The organism is Homoserinimonas flava (assembly GCF_054969005.1).
Genome location: NZ_JBUEQS010000001.1, coordinates 1,043,367 through 1,067,026, shown reverse-complemented (window position 1 = coordinate 1,067,026; position 23,660 = coordinate 1,043,367). Strand labels below are relative to the sequence as shown.

General features: G+C 64.7%; 20 protein-coding genes and 1 pseudogene. 13 read left to right on the top strand and 8 right to left on the bottom strand.

All coding sequences use genetic code 11. From position 1 onward, the window contains the following. Positions 1-39: 39 nt before the first annotated feature. On the top strand, positions 40-1,494 hold the full coding sequence (locus tag ACY48M_RS05055; RefSeq protein ID WP_462819134.1) for a glyceraldehyde-3-phosphate dehydrogenase: 1,455 nt from the start codon (positions 40-42) through the stop codon (positions 1,492-1,494). On the opposite strand, the gene ACY48M_RS05050 is transcribed toward ACY48M_RS05055, so the two are convergent. Beyond that, entirely contained in the window at positions 1,491-1,889 is a 399-nt protein-coding gene (locus ACY48M_RS05050) for an RNA-binding S4 domain-containing protein (protein ID WP_462819133.1), read from the bottom strand. The genes ACY48M_RS05055 and ACY48M_RS05050 overlap by 4 nt on opposite strands. Positions 1,890-1,954: 65 nt before the next feature. On the opposite strand from ACY48M_RS05050, the gene ACY48M_RS05045 reads away from it, so the two are divergent. Beyond that, positions 1,955-3,406, top strand: coding sequence for a flavin monoamine oxidase family protein (locus ACY48M_RS05045; protein ID WP_462819132.1), 1,452 nt, complete (start codon positions 1,955-1,957; stop codon positions 3,404-3,406). A gap of 55 nt (positions 3,407-3,461) precedes the next feature. On the opposite strand, the pseudogene ACY48M_RS05040 reads toward ACY48M_RS05045, so the two are convergent. Together ACY48M_RS05040 and ACY48M_RS05035 are read right to left on the bottom strand one after the other, a co-directional pair. Further along, positions 3,462-3,857 (bottom strand): annotated as a pseudogene (locus ACY48M_RS05040) (Pr6Pr family membrane protein); the annotation flags it as partial. A 190-nt stretch (positions 3,858-4,047) separates the two neighbouring features. Continuing rightward, positions 4,048-4,491 carry a hypothetical protein gene (locus ACY48M_RS05035; protein ID WP_462819131.1) on the bottom strand — a complete coding sequence of 148 codons (444 nt, stop codon included), beginning with the start codon at positions 4,489-4,491 and terminating at the stop codon, positions 4,048-4,050. Positions 4,492-4,604: 113 nt separating this feature from the next. Here ACY48M_RS05035 and ACY48M_RS05030 point away from each other — a divergent pair, with 113 nt between their 5' ends. The 4 genes from ACY48M_RS05030 (at position 4,605) to ACY48M_RS05015 (ending at position 7,225) form a co-directional block, all read left to right on the top strand. Then, positions 4,605-5,198, top strand: coding sequence for a CDP-alcohol phosphatidyltransferase family protein (locus tag ACY48M_RS05030; RefSeq protein ID WP_462819130.1), 594 nt, complete (start codon positions 4,605-4,607; stop codon positions 5,196-5,198). An 18-nt stretch (positions 5,199-5,216) separates the two neighbouring features. Further along, positions 5,217-5,765 carry an FHA domain-containing protein gene (locus ACY48M_RS05025; protein ID WP_462819129.1) on the top strand — a complete coding sequence of 183 codons (549 nt, stop codon included), beginning with the start codon at positions 5,217-5,219 and terminating at the stop codon, positions 5,763-5,765. Between the two features lie 78 nt (positions 5,766-5,843). Then, positions 5,844-6,491: a transcriptional regulator FtsR gene (ftsR, locus tag ACY48M_RS05020; protein ID WP_462819262.1), complete on the top strand. Its 648-nt coding sequence runs from the start codon at positions 5,844-5,846 to the stop codon at positions 6,489-6,491. Positions 6,492-6,676: 185 nt separating this feature from the next. Then, a complete protein-coding gene (locus ACY48M_RS05015) occupies positions 6,677-7,225 on the top strand; it encodes a MerR family transcriptional regulator (RefSeq protein ID WP_462819128.1) in 549 nt (182 codons plus the stop codon). Positions 7,226-7,285: 60 nt separating this feature from the next. On the opposite strand, the gene ACY48M_RS05010 is transcribed toward ACY48M_RS05015, so the two are convergent. After that, positions 7,286-8,074, bottom strand: a complete 789-nt coding sequence (locus ACY48M_RS05010) for a ParA family protein (protein WP_462819127.1) — start codon at positions 8,072-8,074, stop codon at positions 7,286-7,288. A gap of 120 nt (positions 8,075-8,194) precedes the next feature. Between ACY48M_RS05010 and ACY48M_RS05005 the strand changes: the two genes are divergently transcribed. From ACY48M_RS05005 to ACY48M_RS04995, 3 genes are read left to right on the top strand one after another with little or no spacing between them, the layout of a single operon-like run. Continuing rightward, on the top strand, positions 8,195-11,599 hold the full coding sequence (locus ACY48M_RS05005; protein WP_462819126.1) for a pyruvate carboxylase: 3,405 nt from the start codon (positions 8,195-8,197) through the stop codon (positions 11,597-11,599). Between the two features lie 48 nt (positions 11,600-11,647). Next, positions 11,648-12,937, top strand: a complete 1,290-nt coding sequence (locus ACY48M_RS05000) for a MinD/ParA family ATP-binding protein (RefSeq protein WP_462819125.1) — start codon at positions 11,648-11,650, stop codon at positions 12,935-12,937. An 18-nt stretch (positions 12,938-12,955) separates the two neighbouring features. After that, positions 12,956-13,444 carry a peptide deformylase gene (locus tag ACY48M_RS04995; protein ID WP_462819124.1) on the top strand — a complete coding sequence of 163 codons (489 nt, stop codon included), beginning with the start codon at positions 12,956-12,958 and terminating at the stop codon, positions 13,442-13,444. Between the two features lie 69 nt (positions 13,445-13,513). Here the strand turns inward: ACY48M_RS04995 and ACY48M_RS04990 are convergent, their stop codons facing one another. Continuing rightward, positions 13,514-15,340, bottom strand: coding sequence for an AMP-dependent synthetase/ligase (locus tag ACY48M_RS04990; protein ID WP_462819123.1), 1,827 nt, complete (start codon positions 15,338-15,340; stop codon positions 13,514-13,516). A 183-nt stretch (positions 15,341-15,523) separates the two neighbouring features. Between ACY48M_RS04990 and ACY48M_RS04985 the strand changes: the two genes are divergently transcribed. The 3 genes from ACY48M_RS04985 to ACY48M_RS04975 all read left to right on the top strand — a co-directional run bounded on the left by ACY48M_RS04985 (position 15,524) and on the right by ACY48M_RS04975 (position 18,672). Continuing rightward, positions 15,524-16,471, top strand: coding sequence for an ROK family glucokinase (locus ACY48M_RS04985; RefSeq protein ID WP_462819122.1), 948 nt, complete (start codon positions 15,524-15,526; stop codon positions 16,469-16,471). Between the two features lie 33 nt (positions 16,472-16,504). Beyond that, positions 16,505-17,194 carry a lysophospholipid acyltransferase family protein gene (locus tag ACY48M_RS04980; RefSeq protein WP_462819121.1) on the top strand — a complete coding sequence of 230 codons (690 nt, stop codon included), beginning with the start codon at positions 16,505-16,507 and terminating at the stop codon, positions 17,192-17,194. A 149-nt stretch (positions 17,195-17,343) separates the two neighbouring features. After that, positions 17,344-18,672, top strand: a complete 1,329-nt coding sequence (locus tag ACY48M_RS04975) for a class II 3-deoxy-7-phosphoheptulonate synthase (protein WP_462819261.1) — start codon at positions 17,344-17,346, stop codon at positions 18,670-18,672. A gap of 30 nt (positions 18,673-18,702) precedes the next feature. Here ACY48M_RS04975 and pknB read toward each other — a convergent pair whose 3' ends face one another. After that, positions 18,703-20,637 (bottom strand): Stk1 family PASTA domain-containing Ser/Thr kinase, encoded by a 1,935-nt coding sequence (gene pknB, locus ACY48M_RS04970; RefSeq protein ID WP_462819120.1) that lies wholly within the window; start codon positions 20,635-20,637, stop codon positions 18,703-18,705. 64 nt (positions 20,638-20,701) lie between these two features. Continuing rightward, positions 20,702-21,985 (bottom strand): LysM peptidoglycan-binding domain-containing protein, encoded by a 1,284-nt coding sequence (locus ACY48M_RS04965; protein WP_462819119.1) that lies wholly within the window; start codon positions 21,983-21,985, stop codon positions 20,702-20,704. Positions 21,986-22,182: 197 nt separating this feature from the next. On the opposite strand from ACY48M_RS04965, the gene ACY48M_RS04960 reads away from it, so the two are divergent. Further along, a complete protein-coding gene (locus tag ACY48M_RS04960) occupies positions 22,183-22,521 on the top strand; it encodes an Rv2175c family DNA-binding protein (RefSeq protein ID WP_462819118.1) in 339 nt (112 codons plus the stop codon). Positions 22,522-22,533: 12 nt separating this feature from the next. Here the strand turns inward: ACY48M_RS04960 and ACY48M_RS04955 are convergent, their stop codons facing one another. Then, positions 22,534-23,622, bottom strand: a complete 1,089-nt coding sequence (locus tag ACY48M_RS04955) for a polyprenyl synthetase family protein (protein ID WP_462819117.1) — start codon at positions 23,620-23,622, stop codon at positions 22,534-22,536. Between the last annotated feature and the right edge of the window lie 38 nt (positions 23,623-23,660).

The window sequence follows — 23,660 nt, the reverse complement described above, 5'->3', positions numbered from 1 at the left end:
CGCTGTGGCCCGTCCTTTCTCCATGTCTGAAGGGACACGATGGGCCACGATTCCGACCAGCACTTGCAGCGATGGAGCGAGCGGGAGACGATCGCCGAGGCGATCATTCCGCTGGTCGGTCGCCTCTATCGTGATAACGGGGTCGTCACCTCGATTCACGGTCGGCGGCTCATCAACAAGTCCGCGATCGGCGTGCTCAAGGCCCACAATCTCAGCCGTCAGGGCACACAGTTCTCTGTTGAAGACACGCTGCCCGTGATCGAGGCGCTCACGACGCTTGAGCTCGGCCCGGCGTCGATCGATATCGCGAGCCTGCTGGTGCGCCACGAACGGCAGGGCGGTGAACTGCTTGAGTTCCTCCGCAACGAGCTGGCGCCTGTCGTCGGCGACCGTGCGACGGATGCTGCAGACCCGGTCGATGTGGTGCTCTATGGCTTTGGGCGCATCGGTCGGCTGCTCGCTCGCATCCTCATCGCCCACCAGGGTGGGGGAGCGAGCGGACTGCGACTCCGTGCGATTGTCGTGCGGCGAGGCTCAGAGCATGACCTGCTGAAGCGCGCGAGCCTGCTTCGGCGGGACTCGGTGCACGGCCCCTTCGAGGGCACCATTGAGGTCGATGAGGAGCACAATACGCTCCTCGCCAACGGCACGCTCATCCAGGTGATTTACTCCGATAGCCCGTCCGAGGTCGACTACACCGCCTACGGAATCACGAACGCGGTTGTCGTGGACAACACGGGCCGGTGGCGCGATGCCGAGGGGCTCTCACAGCATCTCGCGAGCCCCGGTGTTGCGCGGGTGCTCCTCACCGCACCGGGCAAGGGCGAGCTCAAGAACATCGTGCATGGCATCAATCACGACACCATCACGCCGGACGACACGATCCTGTCGGCCGCATCATGCACGACCAATGCCATTACGCCGGTGCTCAAGGCCGTGAACGACCGCTACGGCATCGTACATGGGCACGTCGAGACAGTGCACTCGTTCACGAACGACCAGAACCTCATCGACAACTTCCACAAGGGCGATCGTCGTGGCCGTGCGGCGTCACTCAACATGGTCATCACCGAGACTGGTGCCGCCAAAGCCGTCGCAAAGGCGCTTCCCGAGCTCGCAGGCAAGCTCACGGGCAACGCGATCCGTGTGCCGACCCCCAATGTGTCGCTGGCGATTCTCAACCTGACGCTCGCACAGGAGGCGCCACGCGATGAGGTCAACGACTACATCCGCGATCTCGCTCAGCACTCAGTGCTGCGCCAGCAGATCGACTATGTCGAGTCGGCGGAGATCGTATCGAGCGACTTCGTCGGCACGAGCCGCGCCGGCATCGTTGACGGGCTTGCGACCCTGAGCACCGAGAAGCATCTCGTGCTCTATGTCTGGTACGACAACGAGTTCGGCTACAGCCGTCAGGTCATCCGCGTGCTCGAGACCATCGCCGGCAATCACCCGTTGGTGTTCCCGGAGCGCACTGCTGTCGTAGCAAGCTAGTCGGGTTCCGGGGCGGTCTGCTCGTCGAGTCGGCCACGCAGGCGCTCGAGCTCGCGGCGCTCGCGTTTTGTCGGCCGACCGGCACCGCGATCGCGTACGGGGGCGAGTGGCCGCTCCTCGCGGGGCGGGGGTGGCGGGGTCGTTTCGTCATAGGCGGTGGCTGCCTCGGGGGCGCCAACTCGCTTGACGATGAGGCGACGCACGATGAAGGTGCGATCGAATCCTGCGATGCGCACCCGCACTTCGTCGCCCGGATGCACTGACTGTGCTGCCTTGACACGCTCCCCGCCGACCCGCACGTGTCCCGCGCGGCATGCGGAGGTCGCGGCCGATCGCGTCTTATACACCCGGATGGCCCACAGCCAGCTGTCGACCCGTGCGCTTGCTGACTCCACGCAACCCAGCGTAGCCGCGTGGCTCGCTGGAGCTTCGCATCGGGCGGCGATACAGTGGCGGCAGGATGACAATGAAGCGGCGCACGTTCATCGTCGGCTCGGTGTCCGGGCTGACACTACTCGCGGTATCGGCGTGCTCTGAACCGGCACCGCAGCCGACGCCGACGGTGCCACCGACGCAGTCTCGGGTGCCCCAGCCGCTTGCCTTCGAACGCACCTCGTGGGGCACCGATCCGCTGTCGCGGGGTTCGTTTAGCTACCAGGCCGTCGGATCAACGGATGAGCACCGTGAGGTGTTGTGCGAACCGGTCGACAATCGGCTCTTCTTCGCTGGCGAGCACACGGCGATCGTCGGCGCCGGCACCGTGCAGGGCGCCAGGGTGTCCGGTCGTCGCGCCGCGTTCGACATTGTCGAGCGGGCAGAGCCGGGTGAGCGCATTGCGATTGTCGGTGCCGGCCTCGCTGGCGCGACTGCCGCCCGCATCCTCACCGATCAAGGGTTCGATGTCGTCGTGATCGAGGGCCGGGATCGCGCCGGCGGGCGCATCCACTCCATCAGCGACGATCGCTGGCCGATCCCCATTGAGCTCGGCGCCGGGGTCGTGCATGATGCAGGCACGAATTCGGTGACCACCGCTCTCGCTGCTGCGGGAATCACCACCGTCTCCGTCGACTCAGGTGCCGCACTTGTTGAGCGACGCACGGCCGCCGGTGCCGTGGTCGAACCGAGTGCGCTGGCGGCCGACGCCGTCGCTGCGGCGCGAGAGTGGGCATCCGCTCAGCTCTCCGACCTCTCGATTGCCGACGCGATTGTCGCCTCCGGCGAGGGCGATGTGAGCTCGTCGCCGTCAGACCTTGGCATCTCTGATGCCGATCTTCTTGAGAATCACGTGCTCTCCGATGTCGCTCTCGGAGGGGGCGCCGATGCCGACGAGTTGTCGTCATGGTTCACCGAGCCACTACCAGTGGTTTCGGAGGGGGATGAGCTGGTCACGGGGGGCTTCGATGAGCTCGTGACACGGGAGCTCGACGGCATTGACATCCTGCCGTCGAGCACCGTGTCACACATCGAGACGACCGAGCGCGGGGTGAGCCTCAGGCTGGTTCGGGGCGAGTCCTACTCGGCCGACCGTGTGATTGTCACGGCGCCGCTCGGAGTGCTCAAGGCAGGTTCGATCGAGTTCGAGCCCCCGCTGCCCTTCTCGCATCGTGGCGCGGTGAATGCGCTCGGCATGGGCCTACAAGACAAGGTGGTCGTGCGGTTCGAGACGCCGTTCTGGTCGACGGATGCCACGGTCTGGTCGGTCATCGACGGCGACACCGATTTTCCGCTCTGGATTAACCTCATGCCGCACACGGGCGAGCCGATCCTCCTTGGCATCATTGGGGGCGAGGCTGCTGCGCATCTCGCCGAGTACGACGATCAGGAGTTGCTCGATGCGGCTCTCGCGAGCCTGGAGCCATTCCTCGACGAGTCGTTCGTTTCGCCGTCGCCCGCGAGTGATGCCGACGACTGACTGCGATAAGCGCTGAGACGGTTGCTGTGAAGACGGCGACGACGGCGAGCAGGTAGAGCCCGAGCTCGATCGGGATTCCCACGATGGCCGGGTCGAGAAAGAAGTACGGGTACCAATAGACCTCGGCACCCCGCACCATCGTGTAGATGACCCAGGCGCCGGGAAAGACCATGACGAACGCGAGGGTCTTCCACGGCACCTCTCGACCGGGTGCGAGCCACCAGTCGAGGAGCGCATACGCGGGGATGACAAAGTGGAGGAGCTGGCTCGACCACGGTGACCACACGGGCACCCCGCGGGCTGTGCCCTCCACAAGAATGAGCGCAAAGACGATTCCAGAGACCGTGACGTAGGTGGTTGCGAGTGCCCGCGCCTGGTCAAGCCAAACGGGGTCGCGCGCCGTTGTCAGCGCATTCACGGCGCCGATCACGAGCACCACGACCGTGAGCATCATGCTCTGCACCGTGAAGTAACTGAAGAAGTTGGTGATAGCGAACGGGCTGGTGCCGATGGTGAAGTTGATGTCGCCGATGAGCGCGATGACGGCGGTGATCGCCGCGATAATCCGCGCGATCCCGAACCACATCCGTTTCAATGGAACTCGTCGTTTCGATGGCACTCGAAGGTGAGGGTAGGCGCGCTTAGGCGTCGATGAGGGTGCCTTTCCAACGCACGAGCTTGCGCACCGTGTCGCTGGGATCTTCGGCAAGGCGTTCCATGACATCGCTCGGAACGAAGTAGTTGACGGCGAGCCAGCCGCGCACGGTCTCTGAACGATCGTCGGCCATGCTCCTCAGCACATCGCACGGCGTGTGCTCGTTGCGGGCGACGCTGCTACGAACGCCGTCGTCTGGGTCGCGCGCGAGCACCGCAAAGACGTCGGCGGGCGTGTGGTGACTGCTCGCGGCACTCTCTCGAATGCGGGGGTTGCGGTCAGCGGCGAGCAGCCGCAGGCGGCGAATCTTGCTCTCGGTCACGGGTGGTGCCGGGTGCAGGCGAGCGGCTTCTTCGGCGGTGATCATGGCTGGGGCGTGCGCTCGCATCGCCTGGCGCTGGGCCGGGGTGTTGAAGCGGATGCACGACATGCCTTCGAGGGTACTCCGACGAATCCGTTGGTTCCGCAGATGCCACGCGCGCCGCCGCATCCGGATGCCACATCGGTAGACTCATGCGCGTGGAGAGTGAGGCGCGAGACGCTGTGAGCGACCGGATTTTCACGATCCCAAATCTCCTCAGCATGTTTCGCCTGCTGATGGTGCCGGTCTTCCTCGTATTTGTGGTGCGGGGCGACGATGTCGCAGCGCTCGTGGTGCTGGCGGTCTCGAGTGCAACCGACTTTCTTGATGGGGTTATTGCCCGGCGTTTCGGGCTTATCACCCGCCTCGGCCAGCTTCTCGACCCCGCCGCCGACCGCCTATTCATTTTTGCCGCGCTTCTCGGTCTGGCGATGCGCGATGTGCTGCCGTGGTGGCTCGTTGGGATCGTCTTCGCCCGTGACGTCGTTCTCGCGGTGATCGGGGTCGTGCTCGCGAACCACGGCTTCGGGCCTCTTCCCGTGCATCATCTGGGAAAGCTCGCGACGTTCTGTCTGCTCTACGCCTTCCCGCTTCTCATGCTCGGGCAGGCTGTGCCGGCGGCCGCGCCGGTCGCCGACCCGCTGGGCTGGGCGTTTGGGCTGTGGGGCGCGTTCTTGTACTGGTGGGCGGCGGTCGTGTATGCACGAGAAGCGGCCAGGGTGATCGCAATTTCGTCTCCCGTCGCGGGCTCGGAATCCGATACGCTGGATCGCTAACGAGCTAGGGAGGTTCACATGGTCGATCAGGCGCCATCGCAGCACGACCCGACCGCCGGACGTCCCTTTTCGACCGGAGCCCCGTCGGGCGATCCGGTCTCGAGTGACACCGTCGCGGTCGATCGACCGGTCGCAAGTGCGACCGACACGACTGCCCACTTCGGGCCAGAGTTCGAGGCACAGCTCGCCGCACTCAGCGGGGATGTTTCGCCAGAAGAGCTCGAGGCCGTTGGTGCTCTGCCGTCCCGCTCGGCGCTCCTCATTGTGCGGCGCGGGCCAAACATCGGGGCTCGCTTTCTCCTCGATTCAGACGTCACGACGGTGGGTCGGCATCCCGAGGCCGATATCTTTCTCGACGATGTGACGGTGTCTCGCAAGCATTCACAGTTCGTGCGGTCGGGGACCGCGTTTGAGATCCGCGATCTCGGTTCGCTCAATGGCACCTATTTCGATGGGGTGCGAGTCGACTCTTCCGCCCTCACCGATGGTTCCGAGGTGCAGATCGGCAAGTTCCGCCTCACGTTCTACGCGTCCCGACTGGATCTCGCTCCGCGGGCGGGAAGCTAAGTGGGGCGGGCCGCAGCCCAGGTCAAGTCACTTTCTGACGCACAGGCCCCGGCAGCATCCTCGGCGGCACTTCTCAGCATCGGGCAGGTTCTTGCCCGGCTCACGACCGAGTTCCCCGATCTCACGCCGTCGAAGCTTCGCTTTCTCGAGGAGCGACACCTCGTGTTTCCGGCGCGCACCGAATCCGGCTATCGCAAGTTCTCGCACGACGACGTCGAGCGCCTGCGGCTTGTGCTCACAATGCAGCGCGATCACTACCTTCCGCTCAAGGTCATCAAGGGGTATCTCGACGACCTTGACGCTGGCCGTCAGCCGGAGCTGCCAGGCGGCACGACCGTGCAGACGACGTCGATGCTGTCGACCGAGCGGCGATTCAGTCGCGACGAGCTCGTGCGCGAGGCCGGAGCCACTCCACAGCTACTCTCTGATGCTGTGTCGTCGTCGCTTGTCGTCGCTGCCGATGTCTATGGTGACGATGCTCTTCGGGTGCTCACCGCACTCGTTGAGCTCAAGCGCTCCGGCATCGAGCCGCGGCATCTTCGCGGATTTCGCGCGGCCGCCGAGCGCGAACTCGGTCTCATCGAGAGTGCCCTCATGCCTGTCTCGCGCCGCAAGGATGCGTCGAGCCGGGCGAAGGCGGGGGAGTTGGCGCGTGAGATCGCCGGCCAGCTTGAAATCGTGCGCAGCAGCCTCATCCGCGGTGCGCTTTCGCGTCTCGACCCCTAAGATTGGGTGATCACATCCGGCATCAGGGCGACACGCCGAGTTCGTCGTGAGTCAATGCAGACTTCGCACGGCAACCCCTCGTACCGTTGATGCAGGATCAAGTTCAACCAAACATTGAACGTTGACGGGATGTCATTCCCGCCGATCATGAGGCACCAAATCCCCATCGTGGAAGGCACAGCGAGATGAGCGAACTCACCAGTCGAAATGAGGACTCTCGCTACGACCTCGGGCTCCTCTTCACCGATGGGCTTCCCGATCTCGATGACGCCGCTGGCTATCGCGGGGCGGTGGCTGCCCGCGCCGCCGGCATCAGCTACCGCCAGCTCGACTACTGGGCTCGCACCGAGCTCGTGCAGCCAACCGTCCGCGGCGCCGCCGGTTCAGGTTCGCAGCGCCTCTATGGCTTCCGCGACATCCTTGTGCTCAAGCTCGTCAAGCGCCTGCTCGACACCGGCATCTCGCTTCAACAGATCCGCACCGCCGTGAATCAGCTTCGCGAATCCGGCGTCAACGACCTTGCCCAGACAACCCTCATGAGCGACGGCGCCAGCGTGTACCTGTGCACCTCCAACGATGAGGTCATCGACCTCGTCAATCGCGGCCAGGGTGTCTTCGGCATTGCCGTCGGCAAGGTGCTGCGCGAGGTGGAGTCGAGCCTCGTCGAGCTCGAGTCAGATAAGCCGGATGCGATGGACGAGCTCGCTGCTCGCCGCGCGACCCGCGCCTCCTGAGCGCCAGCCCCGCGCTTCTCGCCGGTTGAGTAGGCGCGCTAGCGCCGTATCGAAACCTGCCTACGAGAGACCGGCCGTGCGCATGATGCGCTCAAGCAGCTGGTCGAAGTTGCGCGCCATTTCTTGAGCGCTCTCGCCGGGCCACACGTGGAGGGGTTTTGCGGCTCCCTGCGCCTGCTGCAGCGAGGTGCGCTCCGGCAGCTGCGGGCTCAGCACGAGCGGGCCGAACATGTCGCGCAGTTCTTTGATCCTGAATTGGTGTTCAAGCGACTGCACTCTGGCGCGATTGACGATGATGCCGAGCGGCTGAAGTCGTGGGCTGAGCCCGCGCCGGATCTCTTCGATCGCTCGGAGCGCACGGTCGGCGGCGGCGACGGAGAAGAGTCCCGGTTCGGTGACGACGGTGACACGGTCACTCGCGGCCCAGGCAGTTCGGGTGAGCGCGTTGAGCGAGGGGGCGCAATCGACGAGCACGAGGTCGTAGTCGTCTTCGACGTTTGCGAGGGCCTCTTCGAGCTTCCAAATATCGCGGATGCTGGGGTGCGGTCCGTCGAAATTGATCGCGGAGGGGCTACCGATCATCACATCGATCTTGCCCGGGCGGCCCTTTGTCCAGCCGCTCGGCGCGATGGCCTGGCGCACGACTTTCTCTTTGGGAGAGGCGAGCACGTCGGCAACGTTGAGGTGGCCCGCGACGTTGATGTCCATGCCGGTCGACACATCAGACTGCGGGTCGAGATCGACCACGAGCGTGCGCAATCCCTTGGCGAAGGCTGCGGACGCGAGCCCGAGCGTGACGGTGGTCTTGCCGACGCCCCCCTTGAGTGAGCTCACGCTAAGTACATGCACAACAAGAAACCATACCTTCAGTAGGCTGGGAGCCTCCACATTCGGCGCGGCCATCCGTTGCATCCGTCGTCGGCGCCGATGTGGGTTACCCGTGTGCAGTGCCGTGCCGAAAGGGGCAGGATGTTCTCGAAGATTCTCGTGGCTAACCGAGGTGAGATCGCCATCCGTGCGTGCAGAGCCGCCTATGAGCTCGGCGCCAAGACGGTGGCGGTCTATCCCTATGAGGATCGCAACTCGCTGCACCGCCAGAAGGCGGATGAGGCATACCAGATTGGCGAGAAGGGGCACCCGGTCAGGGCGTACCTCGATGTTTCCGAGATCATTCGTGTCGCTCGGGAGAGTGGCGCCGATGCGATCTATCCCGGGTACGGCTTCCTCTCCGAGAATCCAGAGCTTGCCCGTGAGGCCGCTGCCGCAGGCATTACCTTCATTGGTCCGGCAAACAACGTGCTCGAAATGGCGGGCAATAAGGTCACCGCGAAGGAGCACGCGATCGCGGCCGGCGTGCCCGTGCTCAAGTCTTCACCGGCGACGACCGATATCGACCTGCTCATCGCTTCGGCCGAGGAGGTCGGGTTTCCCGTCTTCGCCAAGGCTGTCGCTGGCGGCGGTGGCCGCGGCATGCGCCGCGTCAACACTCCGGCGGAGTTGCGTCCCGCGCTTGAGGAGGCGATGCGCGAAGCCGACAGCGCGTTCGGTGATCCCACCATGTTCCTTGAGCAGGCGGTGTTGCGCCCTCGCCACATTGAGGTTCAGATCCTTGCCGACGCGACCGGTGAGACGGTGCACCTTTTCGAGCGTGACTGCTCCATTCAGCGCCGCAACCAGAAGGTGGTGGAGATCGCTCCGGCCCCGAATCTCGACGAGGGCATCAGGCAGGCGCTGTATCGCGACGCCGTGGCGTTTGCGAAGTCGATCGGGTATGTCAATGCGGGAACGGTGGAGTTCTTGCTCGATACCGAGGGGGAGCGCAAGGGCCAGCACGTCTTCATCGAGATGAACCCGCGCATCCAGGTCGAGCACACGGTCACCGAGGAGGTCACCGATGTCGATCTCGTGCAGGCGCAGATGCGCATCGCCGCGGGGGAGACGCTCGAGCAGCTCGGGCTGCGCCAGGAGCAGTTGAGTCTCCACGGGTTCGCCCTGCAGTGCCGCATTACGACCGAAGACCCGACCCAGGGTTTCCGTCCAGATACCGGCAAGATCACGACGTATCGCTCACCGGGCGGTGGCGGCATCCGTCTCGATGGCGGCACAGTAGCGACGGGCTCGGAGATCAGCCCTCACTTTGACTCGATGCTCGTCAAGATGACGTGCGGCGGTCGCGACTTCGCTTCGGCGGTTGGCCGGGCTCGCCGCGGGCTCGCCGAGTTTCGCATCCGTGGTGTCTCGACGAATATCCCGTTCATCCAGGCGGTGCTCGAAGATCCGCAGTTCATCGCAGGAGATGTCAGCACGGCGTTCATTGAGGAGCGCCCGCACCTCGTCCACGCGCACCCGTCGCGGGACCGTGGCACCAAGATCCTCAATTGGCTCGCGGATGTCACGGTCAACCAGCCGAACGGCGCCGGAGCCGGTGCGCCCAATCCCTCGCTGAAGCTCCCGTCGATCGACCTCGACGTCGCGCCGCCCGCTGGTTCCCGGCAGCGACTGCTCGAGCTCGGCCCGGCAGGCTTCGCCTCCGCCCTCCGTGAGCAGAAGGCTCTCGCTGTCACTGAGACGACGTTCCGCGACGCACACCAGTCGCTGCTCGCAACGCGGGTGCGCACCCGTGACCTTGCGGCGGTCGCGCCGCACGTTGCGCGGCTCACACCAGAGTTGCTTTCGGTCGAGGCGTGGGGAGGCGCGACCTACGACGTCGCCCTGCGGTTCCTCGGCGAAGACCCCTGGGAGCGCCTTGCGACGTTGCGCGCGGCGCTGCCAAATGTCGCGATCCAGATGCTTCTCCGCGGGCGCAACACGGTCGGATACACGCCGTACCCGACCGAGGTGACGACCGCGTTCGTGCACGAGGCGGCGTCAACCGGCGTCGATATCTTCCGTATTTTCGACGCGCTGAACGATGTCTCGCAGATGCGCCCGGCGATCGACGCGGTGCTTGAGACGGGCACCTCGGTCGCCGAAGTCGCCCTCTGCTACACGGGCGACCTGCTCAACCCTGCAGAGGACCTTTACACGCTCGACTATTACCTCAAGCTCGCCGAGCAGATCGTCGAGTCGGGTGCGCATATTCTCGCGATCAAAGACATGGCTGGGCTCCTTCGTGCCGGCGCCGCCGAGACGCTCGTCACGGCGCTCCGTGACCGCTTCGACCTGCCAGTGCACGTGCATACTCACGACACGGCCGGAGGCCAGCTCGCGACCCTGCTCGCCGCGAGTCGTGCCGGTGCCGACGCGGTGGATGTTGCATCCGCCCCCATGGCTGGCACGACGAGCCAGCCGTCCCTCTCTGCGCTCGTCGCCGCTCTCGCGAACACGGAGCGCGACACAGGCATCTCGCTCGAGGCGGTCTCCGATCTCGAGCCGTACTGGGAGGCGGTGCGCGAGGTGTACGCGCCGTTCGAGTCCGGTCTGCCGGGCCCGACGGGTCGCGTCTACCACCACGAGATCCCTGGTGGCCAGCTCAGCAACCTGCGACAGCAGGCCATTGCCCTTGGGCTGGGAGACCAGTTCGAGCGCATCGAGGACGCGTACGCGGCGGCGAACGTCATTCTTGGCCGCCCGCCGAAGGTCACTCCGTCGTCGAAGGTCGTTGGCGATCTTGCGCTCGCGCTGGTGGCGGCTGACGCTGACCCCGCCGACTTCGAGGCGAATCCGCAGAAGTACGACATTCCCGATTCGGTGATCGGATTCATGGCGGGCGAGCTCGGCGACCTTCCGGGGGGTTGGCCTGAGCCGTTCCGCAGCCGGGTGCTTGAGGGCCGCACGGTGCGTATCGGTGTCAACGAGGTGTCGAGCGACGATCAGGCCGCACTCGCTGGGTCATCGGCCGAGCGTCGTGATGCGCTCAACCGCTTGCTCTTTCCGGCACCGACTGCCCAATTCGCAGAGGTGCGTGAGCAGTACGGCGATCTTTCGATTGTCGACACGGTCGACTACCTCTACGGGCTTCGCCAGGGCGAGGAACACATCGTGCAGATGACGAAGGGTGTGAGCCTGTATGTCGGGCTTGAGGCCATCGGCGACGCGGATGACCGGGGCATGCGCACGGTCATGACGACGATGAACGGTCAACTGCGTCCCGTCTTTGTGCGTGACCGCCGCATCAAGGTCGAGACGCGAGCGACTGAGAAGGCGGATGCAGCGAATTCTGGTCATGTCGCCGCGCCTTTTGCCGGTGTCGTGACGCTGCAGGTCGAGGAGGGCGCCAAGGTCGAGGCCGGCCAGGCGGTCGCGACGATCGAGGCCATGAAGATGGAGGCGGCGATCACGGCCGGCATCTCGGGCGTCGTGCGCAGGCTCGCCGTCAAGGCGACATCGCCCGTCGAGGGCGGTGACCTGCTGCTCGAAATCGGAACTGAGTAACCGTTTGGTACGCTGGAGAGTTGGTGTTTCGGTGAAAGGAATCGTTCTGTGACGATCAAACGTGATGTGCCGAGTGCTGACGACGAACTCGACGCGGACGAACTCTCAGAGCCGATCAGCGTGAGCGTCGACCTCCCGGCGCAAGTGCGCACGGTGCCCGACGATGAGCTCGCGGTCTCGATCAGCGCCGAGCCGGTCAGCCCCGAGCTTCTCGCTGGGGTGGATGCGACGAATCTCTCGATCAGTGTCGACCCCGCGCTCCTCGATCACCACGACGACGCTGCCGCGCTCGACGAGGCGGCTGTCGTGCCTCCGCTGCCCGATCGTGATGAGCCTGACGTTCACGACCCGCAAAGCCGCCGCGATCGCATGCGCGGCCAGGTCTCCTCCTCGCCGGAGTCGGCAAACATGCTGACAGCGGATCGCCTGATCGACGTCAAAAAGCGCAAGCGCCCGGCGCCAGAGGGAGCGTGGCGCGCCTTTGTCTACGGCGCAACGCTTCACCTGGTCAATCTTGGCGACTCGCCGCGTGCGCGCGCCCGCAAAGAAATGAATGCCCGCATCGACAAGCAGTTCGATGGTGGCACCCGATTCATCCCCGTGCTCACGCGCAAGGGTGGTGTTGGCAAGACCACCGTGACGGCGCTGCTCGGCATGGCGCTTTCTGATGTGCGTGAAGATCGCATCATCGCAATCGATGCAAACCCCGACCGCGGCACACTCGCTGAGCGGGTCAACAAGCAGACGCGTTCGACCGTGCGCGACGTCGTCACGCAGGCCGCCTCGATCACAAGTTTTAGCGACTTCTCCACCATGGTGTCGCGCGATGACACCCGGCTCGACATCCTCGCCTCCGACACGGATCCCTTGCTCTCCGAGGCCTTCGATGAGAACGACTACAACGTCGTCGCCGATCTGGCCGCACGGTTCTACTCGATCGCGCTCACCGACTGTGGCACCGGCATCGTGCACTCAGTGATGCGCGCGACCCTCCAGCGGGCCGATTCGCTCGTCATCGTCTCCGGCGGCAGCGTCGATGAGGCGCGCCTCGCCTCTGAGACGCTCACATGGCTGGAGTCCAACGGCTACGCCGCGCTCGTGCGCAACGCCGTCGTCGCGCTCAACACAGCCACGCAAGGCACGAACCTCGTCAAGCTCGACGAAATCGAGTCACACTTCCAATCGCGCGTGCGTGAGATTGTTCGTATTCCCTACGACCCCCAGCTCGCTGCGGGCTCCGTCATCGACTACGGCGGACTCCGTCCGCTCACGAAGGATGCGGCCCGCCGCCTCGCCGCCGTGGTCATGGACGGGTTGCCGACGCGACGCAACGACTGACCCTGGAGCCCCAGAGCTATGACCGCGCGACAGATCCGACTTTTCGGAGACCCCGTTCTCAAGACCGTCTCCGACCCGGTCGGCCCCGATGACGATGTGCATGGGCTGATCGAAGACCTCATCGACTCGGTGAAGATCCCAGGCCGCGCGGGCGTTGCAGCCCCGCAGATCGGCGTCAACCTTCGCGCGTTCAGCTACAACGTCGATGGACGCATCGGCTACATCATCAACCCCGAACTCGTCGAGGTTTCCGGTGAGCCAGAGCTCGTCGATGAGGGCTGCCTCTCGGTGCCGGGGTTTTTCTTTCCGCGGCTGCGCTATCCCTTCGCACGTGTGCGAGGCACCGATCTCGACGGTGAGGCGATCGAGCTCAGCGGACACGGCACGATGGCACAGGCTCTCCAACACGAGACCGACCACCTCAACGGTGAGCTCTACATTGATGGGCTCGACAAGCCGACGAAGCGTGAGGCGATGCGCAGCATCCGCGAATCCGACTGGTTCTAGCGGCCAGCAGCCGCAGGCGAAGGGGCCCGCATGTTTGGCATGCGGGCCCCTCGTGTGCGGTGCGGGCAATCAGCCGGTGACTGAGATGCCCTCGGTCGCGGGGGACTCGTCGTACATGCCCTCGATGGCCCCTGCGAAGTCGCGGAGGATGACATCGCGCTTGATCGAGAGCTTCGGGGTCAGGTGGCCACCCGCCTCGGTGAGGTCGTGCTCGAGAATCGTGAACTTGCGGATCGACTCGGCTCGCGACACGTTCGCGTTGGCCGCGTCGATGGCGCCCTGCACCTCTGCCATGACCTTCGGATGCTTCGCGGCGTCGACCGCCGTCATCTTGGCGTCTTCGCCGATGTTGTTGAGCCAGACGGGCAGCATCTCCTCATCGAGCGTGATGAGTGCCGAGATGAACGGCTTCTGGTCGCCTACTACGATGACCTGAGCGATGATCGGGTTCGCGCGGATCGGGTCTTCGAGGGCGGCCGGAGCGACATTCTTGCCGCCCGCCGTCACGATGATCTCCTTCTTGCGCCCCGTGATGACGAGGTAGCCGTCGCTGTCGAGCTCGCCGATGTCGCCGGTTTTGAACCAGTCTCCATCGAAGGTCTCGCGCGTCGCCTCCTCGTTATTCCAGTAGCCGGGGAACACGCTGACACCCTGCGCCTGCACTTCGCCGTCTGCACTGATGCGGATGGCGTTGCCCGGTACGGGAAGGCCAACAGTGCCAATCTTGAACTTCTGCACGCGGTTGACCGTGACAGGCGCAGTGGTCTCGGTGAGACCGTAGCCCTCGAGGATCGTGAGGCCGAGGGCCCGGTAGAAGTGTCCGAGTCGGAGGCCGAGGGGAGCAGAGCCCGAAACGGCATACTCGACGCGCCCGCCCATGGCATCGCGAAGCTTCGACAGCACAAGCTTGTCGAGCACCGCGAACTTGAGCTTGAGGCCGAGCGGCACCGAACCGGTGTCGAGGGCCTTTGAGTATGCGATCGCGGTGGTCGCGGCGGCGTGGAAGATCTTGCCCTTGCCGCCTGCCTCGGCCTTCTGCTCCGATGCGTTGTAGACCTTCTCGAACACGCGTGGCACCGCGAGGAGGAAGGTGGGGCGGAAGCTGCCGAGCGCCTGCAGCAGCTTCTTCGTGTCAGGCTCGTGGCCGACCTTGACACCACCATGGATGCTGAGCACGGAGATGAAGCGGGCGAAGACATGCGCGAGCGTGATGAACAGCACCGTGCTCGAGTTCTCGTGCACGACCTCGGTCATGCTTGCGCGGGCGTTGCGCGCGAGTTCGTAGAAGTTCGAGTGGTTGAGGCGAACCCCCTTGGGCTTGCCCGTGGTGCCGGAGGTGTAGATAAGTGTCGCGATATCGCCCGCCTTTGCGAGCGTGCGGCGACGTTCAATCTCCTCGTCGGTGACGGCGGCGCCCGCAGCAGTGAGCTTGGCGATGTCGCCGAGATCGATCTGCCACACGTTTTGCACGAGGGGGAGGTCGGCTCGCACCTCATCGAATCGGGCGAAGTGGTCTGCGGATTCGGCAATGAAGCCGACGGCGCCGGAGTCGCTCAGGTACCACTGGATCTGCGCCGGGGCCGAGGTCTCATAGATCGGCACGAGAATGGCTCCCGCATACCAGGCCGCAAAGTCGATGAGGGTCCACTCATAGCGTGTCTTCGCCATAAGGGCGATCTTGTCGCCGGGCTCGATGCCGGCCGCGACGAAACCTTTGGCGAGGCCGATCACTTGACGCTCGAACTCGCGAGACGTCACATCCTTCCAGCTGCCGTCACTCTGCGGCAGGGCGAACAATGCTTTGTCGGGGGTCTGCTTGACGCGATCAACCAACAGATCGGTGGTGTTCGCATTCGGGTCAGCCTCGACCACTGCGGGCACGCTGTACTCTTTCACGGCAACTCCTTCGGTACCTCAGAGGGTGCGGGTATTCGATCAAGACTATCGGCTGCGCCCCGACGCCCCGTGGTAGTTGTTGATTCCCTACACTTGGTCGGAGGCATCCGTCGAATCCCCTTATCGCGCATGGCATGTGCGGCGGACCCCACATCCCTGACCCCCTGTGAAGCGAGGACACTGATGCACGCTGTCGGAATCGACATCGGTGGCACCAAGATCGCTGGCGCCCTCGTGGCCGAGGACGGGGCGATCATCCGCACCGATCGCATTCCCACCCCGGCGGGCGACCCCTCGGCGATCGTGAGCGGCGTTGTCGCGATGATCACGCGGCTCTCCGAGGGGCAGGAGGTTGTCGCGGCGGGTGTCGCGGCAGCCGGCTTCATCGACGACCAGCAGTCGACGGTCTACTACGCGCCGAACATCAGCTGGCGCAATGAGCCATTCCGGGACCGCCTGCTGGCTGAGCTTGACCTCGACATCACGATCGACAATGACGCGAATGCCGCAGGCTGGGCCGAATACCGATTCGGCGCGGGGCGAGGCGTCTCCGACATGACCATGCTCACGATCGGCACCGGAGTCGGGGGAGCGATCGTTGCTGGAGGCCAGCTCCTGCGTGGTGGCTTCGGCGCCGGCGCCGAGCTCGGCCACCTGAGGGTTGTGCCGGGCGGGCTGCCATGTGGTTGCGGCTCCCGCGGATGCATCGAGCAATACGGTTCGGGTCGTGCACTCTTGCGCATGGCGAACGACATCGCCGACGTCGGCGGCATCGGACTGCCACTCGCACGCCTGCGCGAACAGCACGGACAGCTCACGGGGGAGCACATTGCAGAGCTCATCACTGCTGAGGATGCTGGAGCGCTGCAGGCACTGCGGGAGCTCGGAAGCTGGCTCGGACAGGCGTGCGCCTCGCTCAGTGCCGTGCTCGACCCGCGCCTCTTCGTCTTTGGCGGCGGGGTCGCGTCGGCCGGCGATTTGCTGCTCGAGCCCATCCACGAGGCGTACCTCGCTCACCTGCCAGCGCGCGGGTACCATCCGGAGCCGAAGTTCGTGACGGCGGAGCTCGTCAACAACGCTGGCGTTGTTGGTGCCGCCGACCTCGCGCGGCTGCACTGGCGCTCGCGCTAGGCTGGCCCAAGCAGATTCCGTAAAGAGGTCTCGATGTTCTATTGGTTCATGAAGAACCTGGTTGCCGGTCCGATTCTGCGCACCGTCTTTCGCCCGTGGGTCGACGGCCATGAGAACATCCCGAAGTCCGGCGGTGTCATCCTCGCGAGCAACCATCTCTCGTTTATCGACTCTGTGTTCTTGCCGCTCGTGATGGATCGACGCATCAGCTTCTTGGCGAAGAGCGACTACTACACGGCTCGGGGCCTCAAGGGCTGGGCCATCAAGAACTTCCTTACCGCGACGGGCATGCTCCCAATCGATCGCTCGGGGGGCAAAGCCTCGGAGGCGTCGCTCAACACCGGCCTCGGCGTGCTCGCCCGCGGCGAGGTGCTCGGCATCTACCCGGAGGGAACGCGCAGCCCCGACGGCAGGCTCTATCGCGGTCGCACAGGCGTTGCCCGCATGATCCTCGAGGGCGGGGTTCCTATCGTCCCCGTTGTCATGGTCGACACCGAGAAGGTCATGCCGATCGGGAGTCGCATTCCGAAGGTGCGACGCATCGGGGTGATCATTGGTCGCCCGCTCGACTTCTCGCGATTCGAGGGCATGGAGGGTGACCGCTTCATCCTCCGGGCCATCACCGACGAGATCATGTACGAGCTCATGCGTCTCAGTGAGCAGGAGTACGCGGATGTCTACGCGTCGTCTGTCAAAGAGAAGCACGGCAGCCTGAGTCGCTGACCGCTCGGCTTCCGTCGTGGACGACCAGGCTGCGTGCGTCCACTAAACTTGCCTCGACTGGGCCGTCGTGCTCGGTATCACGCTCACCCCGAAGAGGAACCCCTGTGGCCAAGTCGTCAGAAGAAACCGTCGTGCTCGCTGATCCTTCCGTGGTCGCCGGTCTCGACTATTGGCGCACGCTCCCGATCAAGCAGCAGCCTCAGTGGGCCGACGCCGATGCCGTTGGCGCCGCATCCGCTGAGATCGCTTCGATGCCGCCGCTTGTGTTTGCGGGCGAGGTCGACCAGCTCCGTTCCCGGCTCGCCGACGCGGCAGCGGGCAAGGCATTCCTTCTGCAGGGCGGTGATTGCGCCGAGACGTTTGCTGGGGCTACGGCCGACCAGATCCGCAATCGGGTCAAGACCATCCTTCAGATGGCAGTCGTCCTGACGTACGGCGCTTCCATGCCTGTCGTCAAGATGGGACGCATGGCTGGGCAGTTTGCCAAGCCACGCTCGAGCGACACCGAGACTCGGGGGGATGTCACGCTGCCCGCCTACCGCGGTGACATCGTCAACGGCTACGACTTCACGCCGGAGTCGCGCGCGGCTGATCCGCGCCGTCTCGTGCAGGGCTACAACACGGCCGCGTCGACCCTCAACCTCATCCGCGCATTCACGCAGGGTGGTTTTGCGGATCTTCGCGAGGTGCACCGTTGGAACCAGGGTTTCGCCGCGAACCCGGCAAACAAGCGCTACGAGGTGCTCGCGCGCGATATCGACAAGGCGATCCGCTTCATGGAGGCCGCCGGTGCCGATTTCGACGAGCTCAAGCGTGTCGAGTTCTACTCGAGCCACGAAGGTCTCCTCATGGACTACGAGCGGCCGATGACCCGCATCGACTCGCGCACGGGCACGCCGTACAACACCTCGGCACACTTTCTGTGGATCGGGGAGCGTACGCGCGATCTCGACGGGGCGCACATCGACTTCTTTTCGCGTCTGCGCAACCCGATCGGCATCAAGCTGGGGCCAAGCACGACGCCGGAGGTCATGGAGCAGATCATCGACAAGCTCGACCCCAACCGTGAGCCCGGTCGTCTCACCTTCATCACCCGCATGGGTGCAGGCAAGATCCGCGACGCGCTGCCGCCGCTGCTCGACGCGGTCAAGGGCTTGGACGCGAATCCGCTGTGGGTCACCGACCCGATGCACGGCAACGGCATCACGACGCCGAACGGCTACAAGACGCGTCGTTTCGACGACGTGATGGATGAGGTCAAGGGCTTCTTCGAGTCGCACCGCGCGGCGGGCACGCATCCCGGTGGCATCCACATCGAGCTCACGGGCGACGATGTCACCGAGTGCCTCGGTGGCTCAGAGTTCATCGACGAGGCAACGCTGGCGACTCGGTACGAGTCACTCTGCGACCCGCGTCTCAACCACATGCAGTCGCTCGAGCTCGCGTTCCTTGTGGCGGAGGAGCTCAGCGCGAGCTGACGCGATGGTGCCTTACGCGACGGTGCCTGGCTAGAGCTCAAATCTCACGTTCACCCTGACCGTTGAGCCCTTATCTGCCATCGTGCCGGCGTCGGGCGTCGTCTTGGTGACGACTGAGCCGGGGAAGGTATCGGCGAGGCCGTTGTAGTCGAGCACGAAGCCCGCAGCCTCAAGGATGGGCTTCGCTTCCTGCCAGGTCATGTCGACGACATTGGGAACCTCTACCTGCTCTATTCCCTTCGAGATGATGAGGTCGACGGTGCCACCTTCGCTCACAGCGGCCTGACCGTCTTGCAGTTGTGCTCTGATGACGAGCCCGGCTTCGATGGTGTTGCTGAACTCCTCGATGCTTTCAACTCCGGTGAGGCCAACGCCTGAGAGGGTCGTATTCGCGTCGTCGACGGTGCGGCCTGCGACATCAGGTATCGGTCCGAGTGAGACGACGAGGGTAATGGGCTGCTGCTCGCCGTAGGTCTGCACGGTCGCGAGGTCGAGTTCTACACCGTCGGCACCGACGCCGAGGGCCTGGATGACAATTCCCTCCGCGACCTCGGAGCTGAAGAGGGTGCGTGAGGTGGTCGTCGTGAACCTGGCCGCTTCGATGGTGTCGAGGGCGGCTGCTTCGGCGAGCCCAACCAGCTGCGGCACTTCGAGCTGCTCTGCGCCGAGTGAGACGATGATCGCTACCGAGCCACCCGGTTCGATCGCGGTCCCTGAAGGCGGGTCGGTGCCGACGACGATGTCGACGGCAACCTCGGGGTCGTACACCGATTGGATTTCGGGCGCAACGGTGAGTCCCTGTGCTTCGAGCTCCTCGGTGGCGGATGCCACATCGAGACCAGCCACGTTGGTGACGGTGATCGACGAGCCCGGTCCGGCTCCGAAGTACCATCCGGTGCCTGCGGCGAGTCCGACAAGCACGAGGACGAGTCCGACGAGCCAGGCCCCGCGTGCCCGTCGGCGGTCGCTCTTGCGCGTGAGGGTGTCGACGGCGGGGCCGAGGGTGGACTGCTGTTGCTTCGCCTGCACCGGCGCTATCACCTGAGTGGCATCGGTGCCGTTGCCCACCGCCATGGGCATCACCATGGTGTGCTGCATGGTGTTCGCGCTGCCGTCACTGCCGGCAAGAAGCCGCTGCGTCTCGATGAGTTGCGCCAGCATGGCTCCCGCGTCTCGCGGTCGCTCCTCAGGGTCGCGTGCCGTCGCCCAGAGCACGAGCTCGTCGAGTTCGGCAGGAACCCGCGGGTTCTTCGTGCTCGGCGTTGGCACGGTGTCGTTGGCGTGCTGCTGGGCAATCTGGAACGGCTGCTCGCCCTGGAAGGGCTGCTCGCCGGCGAGCATCTCGTACAGCATGATGCCGACCGCATAGATATCGCTCCGAGTGTCGGCGACACCGCGGGTGACGAGCTCGGGGGAGAGGTAGGCGATCGTGCCGAGGAGCGCGTTGCCGGTCGCCGTGTTGGCGGATGCTGCACGCGCAAGCCCGAAGTCGCTGATCTTGATGCGACCATCGTCGGCGAGCAGCACGTTCTCTGGCTTGAGGTCTCGGTGCACGATGCCGCTGCGGTGGGCGGCGGCGAGCCCGCTGAGCACGGCCTCCATGATGTCGATGGCCTGCTCGGTTGTGAGCACTCGGTGATCATTGAGCAGATCGCGAAGGGTGATGCCAGGCAAGTACTCCATGACGAGGTAGGCAGTCTCGGTGTCCTGGCCCTGGTCGTACACATTCACGACGTTGGGATGCGCCAGTCTGGCGGCGGAGCGCGCCTCTTGGATGAATCTCGCCTTGTAATCCGCATCGTCGGCGAGATGGCCGTGCATCACCTTGATGGCGACTCGCCGTTCGAGTCGGAGATCGGTCGCGAGGTACACCGTTGCCATGCCGCCGCGGGCAATGCGCGAGCGCACCTGATACCGGCCGTCGAGAAGACGGCCGATCATCGGGTCAGAACTCACAGTGCTCACCGCACAAGTCTAAAGAGCGAGCAGTCAGCGCCCCGCTGTGAAACGCCTCTCCGCCGAAGGATTCTCAGCCGATTTGCGCGAGCCATGCGCGAGCCGAACTCTCCCATTTGGCGTATGCGTTGGGGTAGGCGGAGATCTGCACGGCCTGCGCCGCATCCGTCACGCTCATCGTCTGCCAACCCTCGATGTCGAGCAGACCCTTGGTGTTGCCAGCGTTGGGGTTGCTCGTCCCGCCAAAGAACAGAAGCGCGGCATATTCGGGCGTTGTGAGCTGCGCGACGCTGCCCCAGCCGGCGCTCGGACGTTGTTGGAACAGGCCGACGGAGTCGAGATCGCCCCATGTCAGGTTGCGCAGGGTCGACTCCTGGGCGGCGGTGGCAAGCGCGATTACGAGTCCGTAGTCGCTGACACCGAGGCTGCGTCCAACCGACACGATCGTGCGGGCGTGACCTTCCATCTCGGCCGTCATCGGCACGATGTCGTCGGCGGATGCTGGTATTGCGACGGTCGCCGTCGCGGCTGAGCTCGTCGATTGGGACGCCGGCACGACGATCGTTTTGCCGGCGAAGATCGTGCTGGTCGCGGTGAGCCCGTTGGCGTCGAGCAGTGCGTCGACGGTGACGTCGAGCTTGGTCGCGATCGACGTCACGGTGTCGCCGGAGGCGATCGTGTAGTGCGACGCACCGGTCTGCGACTGGGCGGATCCGGTCGCCGATGCGGTCGTGGTTGCTGGAATCACGATGCGCTGGCCGGGGTAGATGATCGAGTTGGCGGTGAGTCCGTTGGCACTGAGGACCGCATCGGTGCTCACTCCGAAGCGCGTGGCGACGCTACTGATGGTGTCGCCGGAGGCAATCGTGTAGGCCCCAGCGGTGCTGGCCGCGGTCGTCGCGGGGGCGGCCGCCTGGGTTGCCGACTGCGACAGTACGAGTACCTGGCCGGGGTGAATGATTGACTTCCAGCCAAGGCCGTTCAGGGCGAGCACTGATGCTGTCGAGAGTCCGTAGCGTCCCGCGATTCCGCTGATTGAATCGCCGGCCTGCACGGTGTAGGTCGACGGAGCGGCGGCGACCGTGAGATTGCCGGCCGGAGTGGTATCGACGGCATCCGAATCCTGCTCGGCGCTTGCGAATGCTGCACGCACATTCTCACGAAGCTCCGACGGCGTGGCATCGTCGTCGTGCTCTGGGCTGTGTTCGCGTTCGATATTGATTGGGCCGCTGAGGTTCATGCTCATTGCGAGCGACGAGGCGATGACGATGGGCACGGTCGACAGGGTGGCCCTTGCAATGCGCGCGGGGTTGCGGAGGGGACGACCGCGAGTGAGTCGTTCGAATGTGGTGGTCATGACGTTCCCCTGGTCGAGTACTGCCGATGCTGCGACGTGGCCCAAAACTGTCACAGAACAGTATCGGTGTCAATTACCGAGACAATTGTTGCTGATGTGAATACAGTTAATCTGTCCGTAATATTTCGGATGGTCGCTCGACACTCGGAGGTACGTGTGATTCCCCGCATTCTCCGAAAATCTGACAGGCTTTTCTCGTGACTACCGCTCCCGACATCCGCTGGCTGACTATTCCAGAGCTCGTTGAAGCCCTCGGGCTTGGCGTGAGCAAGGTCCGGCGCCTCATCGAGGACCGAAGCCTCGCCGCTCGACGTATCGACGGGATCTGGCAGGTGCCTGAGCTGTTCATCCGCGACGGTGAGCCTCTTTCCGAGCTTCGCGGCACACTCATCGTGCTCGGCGACGCAGGATTTAGTGATGACGAGGCGATCGACTGGCTCATCACGCCAGATGAGAGTCTCGGTTCGTCACCGATCAACGCGTTGCGGGCTGGGCGAAAGGCCGAAGTCCGCAGGGTTGCGCAGGCGCTCGCCTGAGCGCTCGCGTTGCTAGATGACTCGCTGGGTCACGGAGCGCACGAGCGCGAGGAGCTGGTCTTGCGCCTCCGGGTCGAGCGGGGCCGCACGGATGCTGCGGCTCGCGGCGTCCGCATGGCGCTGGATTGCACGCTCGACGTCGTCAACCGCGCCACTTTGCAGCAGCGTGGCCTGGAGTGAACGAATCTGCTCGTCGCTGAGTTCTGGGTCGCCGAGCAGCTCATCGAGGAGACGCGTGGCCGGGCCTGGCATTCGGCGTCGCGCCTGTGCGATGAGCACGGTGCGCTTGCCTTCGCGGAGGTCATCGCCCGATGGCTTGCCGGTCTCTTTCGGGTCGCCGTAGACCCCGAGCAGGTCGTCGCGAAGCTGGTAGGCAATGCCGAGGGGGAGCCCGAGCTCGCGGAGCGCACCGAGTTGCTCAAGGCTCGCTCCGCCGAGGCTCGCGCCAATGAGCAGGGGGGCTTCGACGCTGTACTTCGCAGACTTATAGACGATGACCCGCTGGGCGCGCTCAATGAGTGCCTCGTCTGGGCGCGACCGCCAGGAGTGCTCTTCAAGCACATCGAGGTACTGGCCGGCCGTCACCTCGGTGCGCATGCGATTGAATTCGCGCCGGGCCGATCTGGCGGCAGCGGGATCGTCGAGGGCGAGGAGACCCTCATCGAGGATCTCGTCGCTCCATCCGAGCAGCAGGTCGCCGAGCAGTATGGCGCTTGATCTGCCGAAGGCGCCTGCATCGCCCGTCCAGCCGCTCGTGGAGTGAAGGGACTCGAACTGCCGGTGGGCTGCCGCGCGACCGCGTCGAGTGTCGGAGTTGTCGATGATGTCGTCGTGGACGAGGGCAGCGGCGTGAAAGAACTCGAGCGCTGTCGACGCCATCACGATGGCGGTGATGTCTGCGTCAGCCTCGTGTCCTGTTGCGCGCCATCCCCAGTAGCAGAAGAGCGCGCGAAAGCGCTTTCCCCCCGAGAGAAGGCTGTGCGACGACGCGATGAACGGATCAAGGTCGGGGGAGACTTCGCTCAGATGTGCGCCCTGTTCGTCGAGAACTCGGTCGATGGTCGCCTGTACTCGGTCAACTAACCGCTTACTCTCAGTCACGGATATAGCCTAGCCAGCGTGGCGGGCATACAATTGTT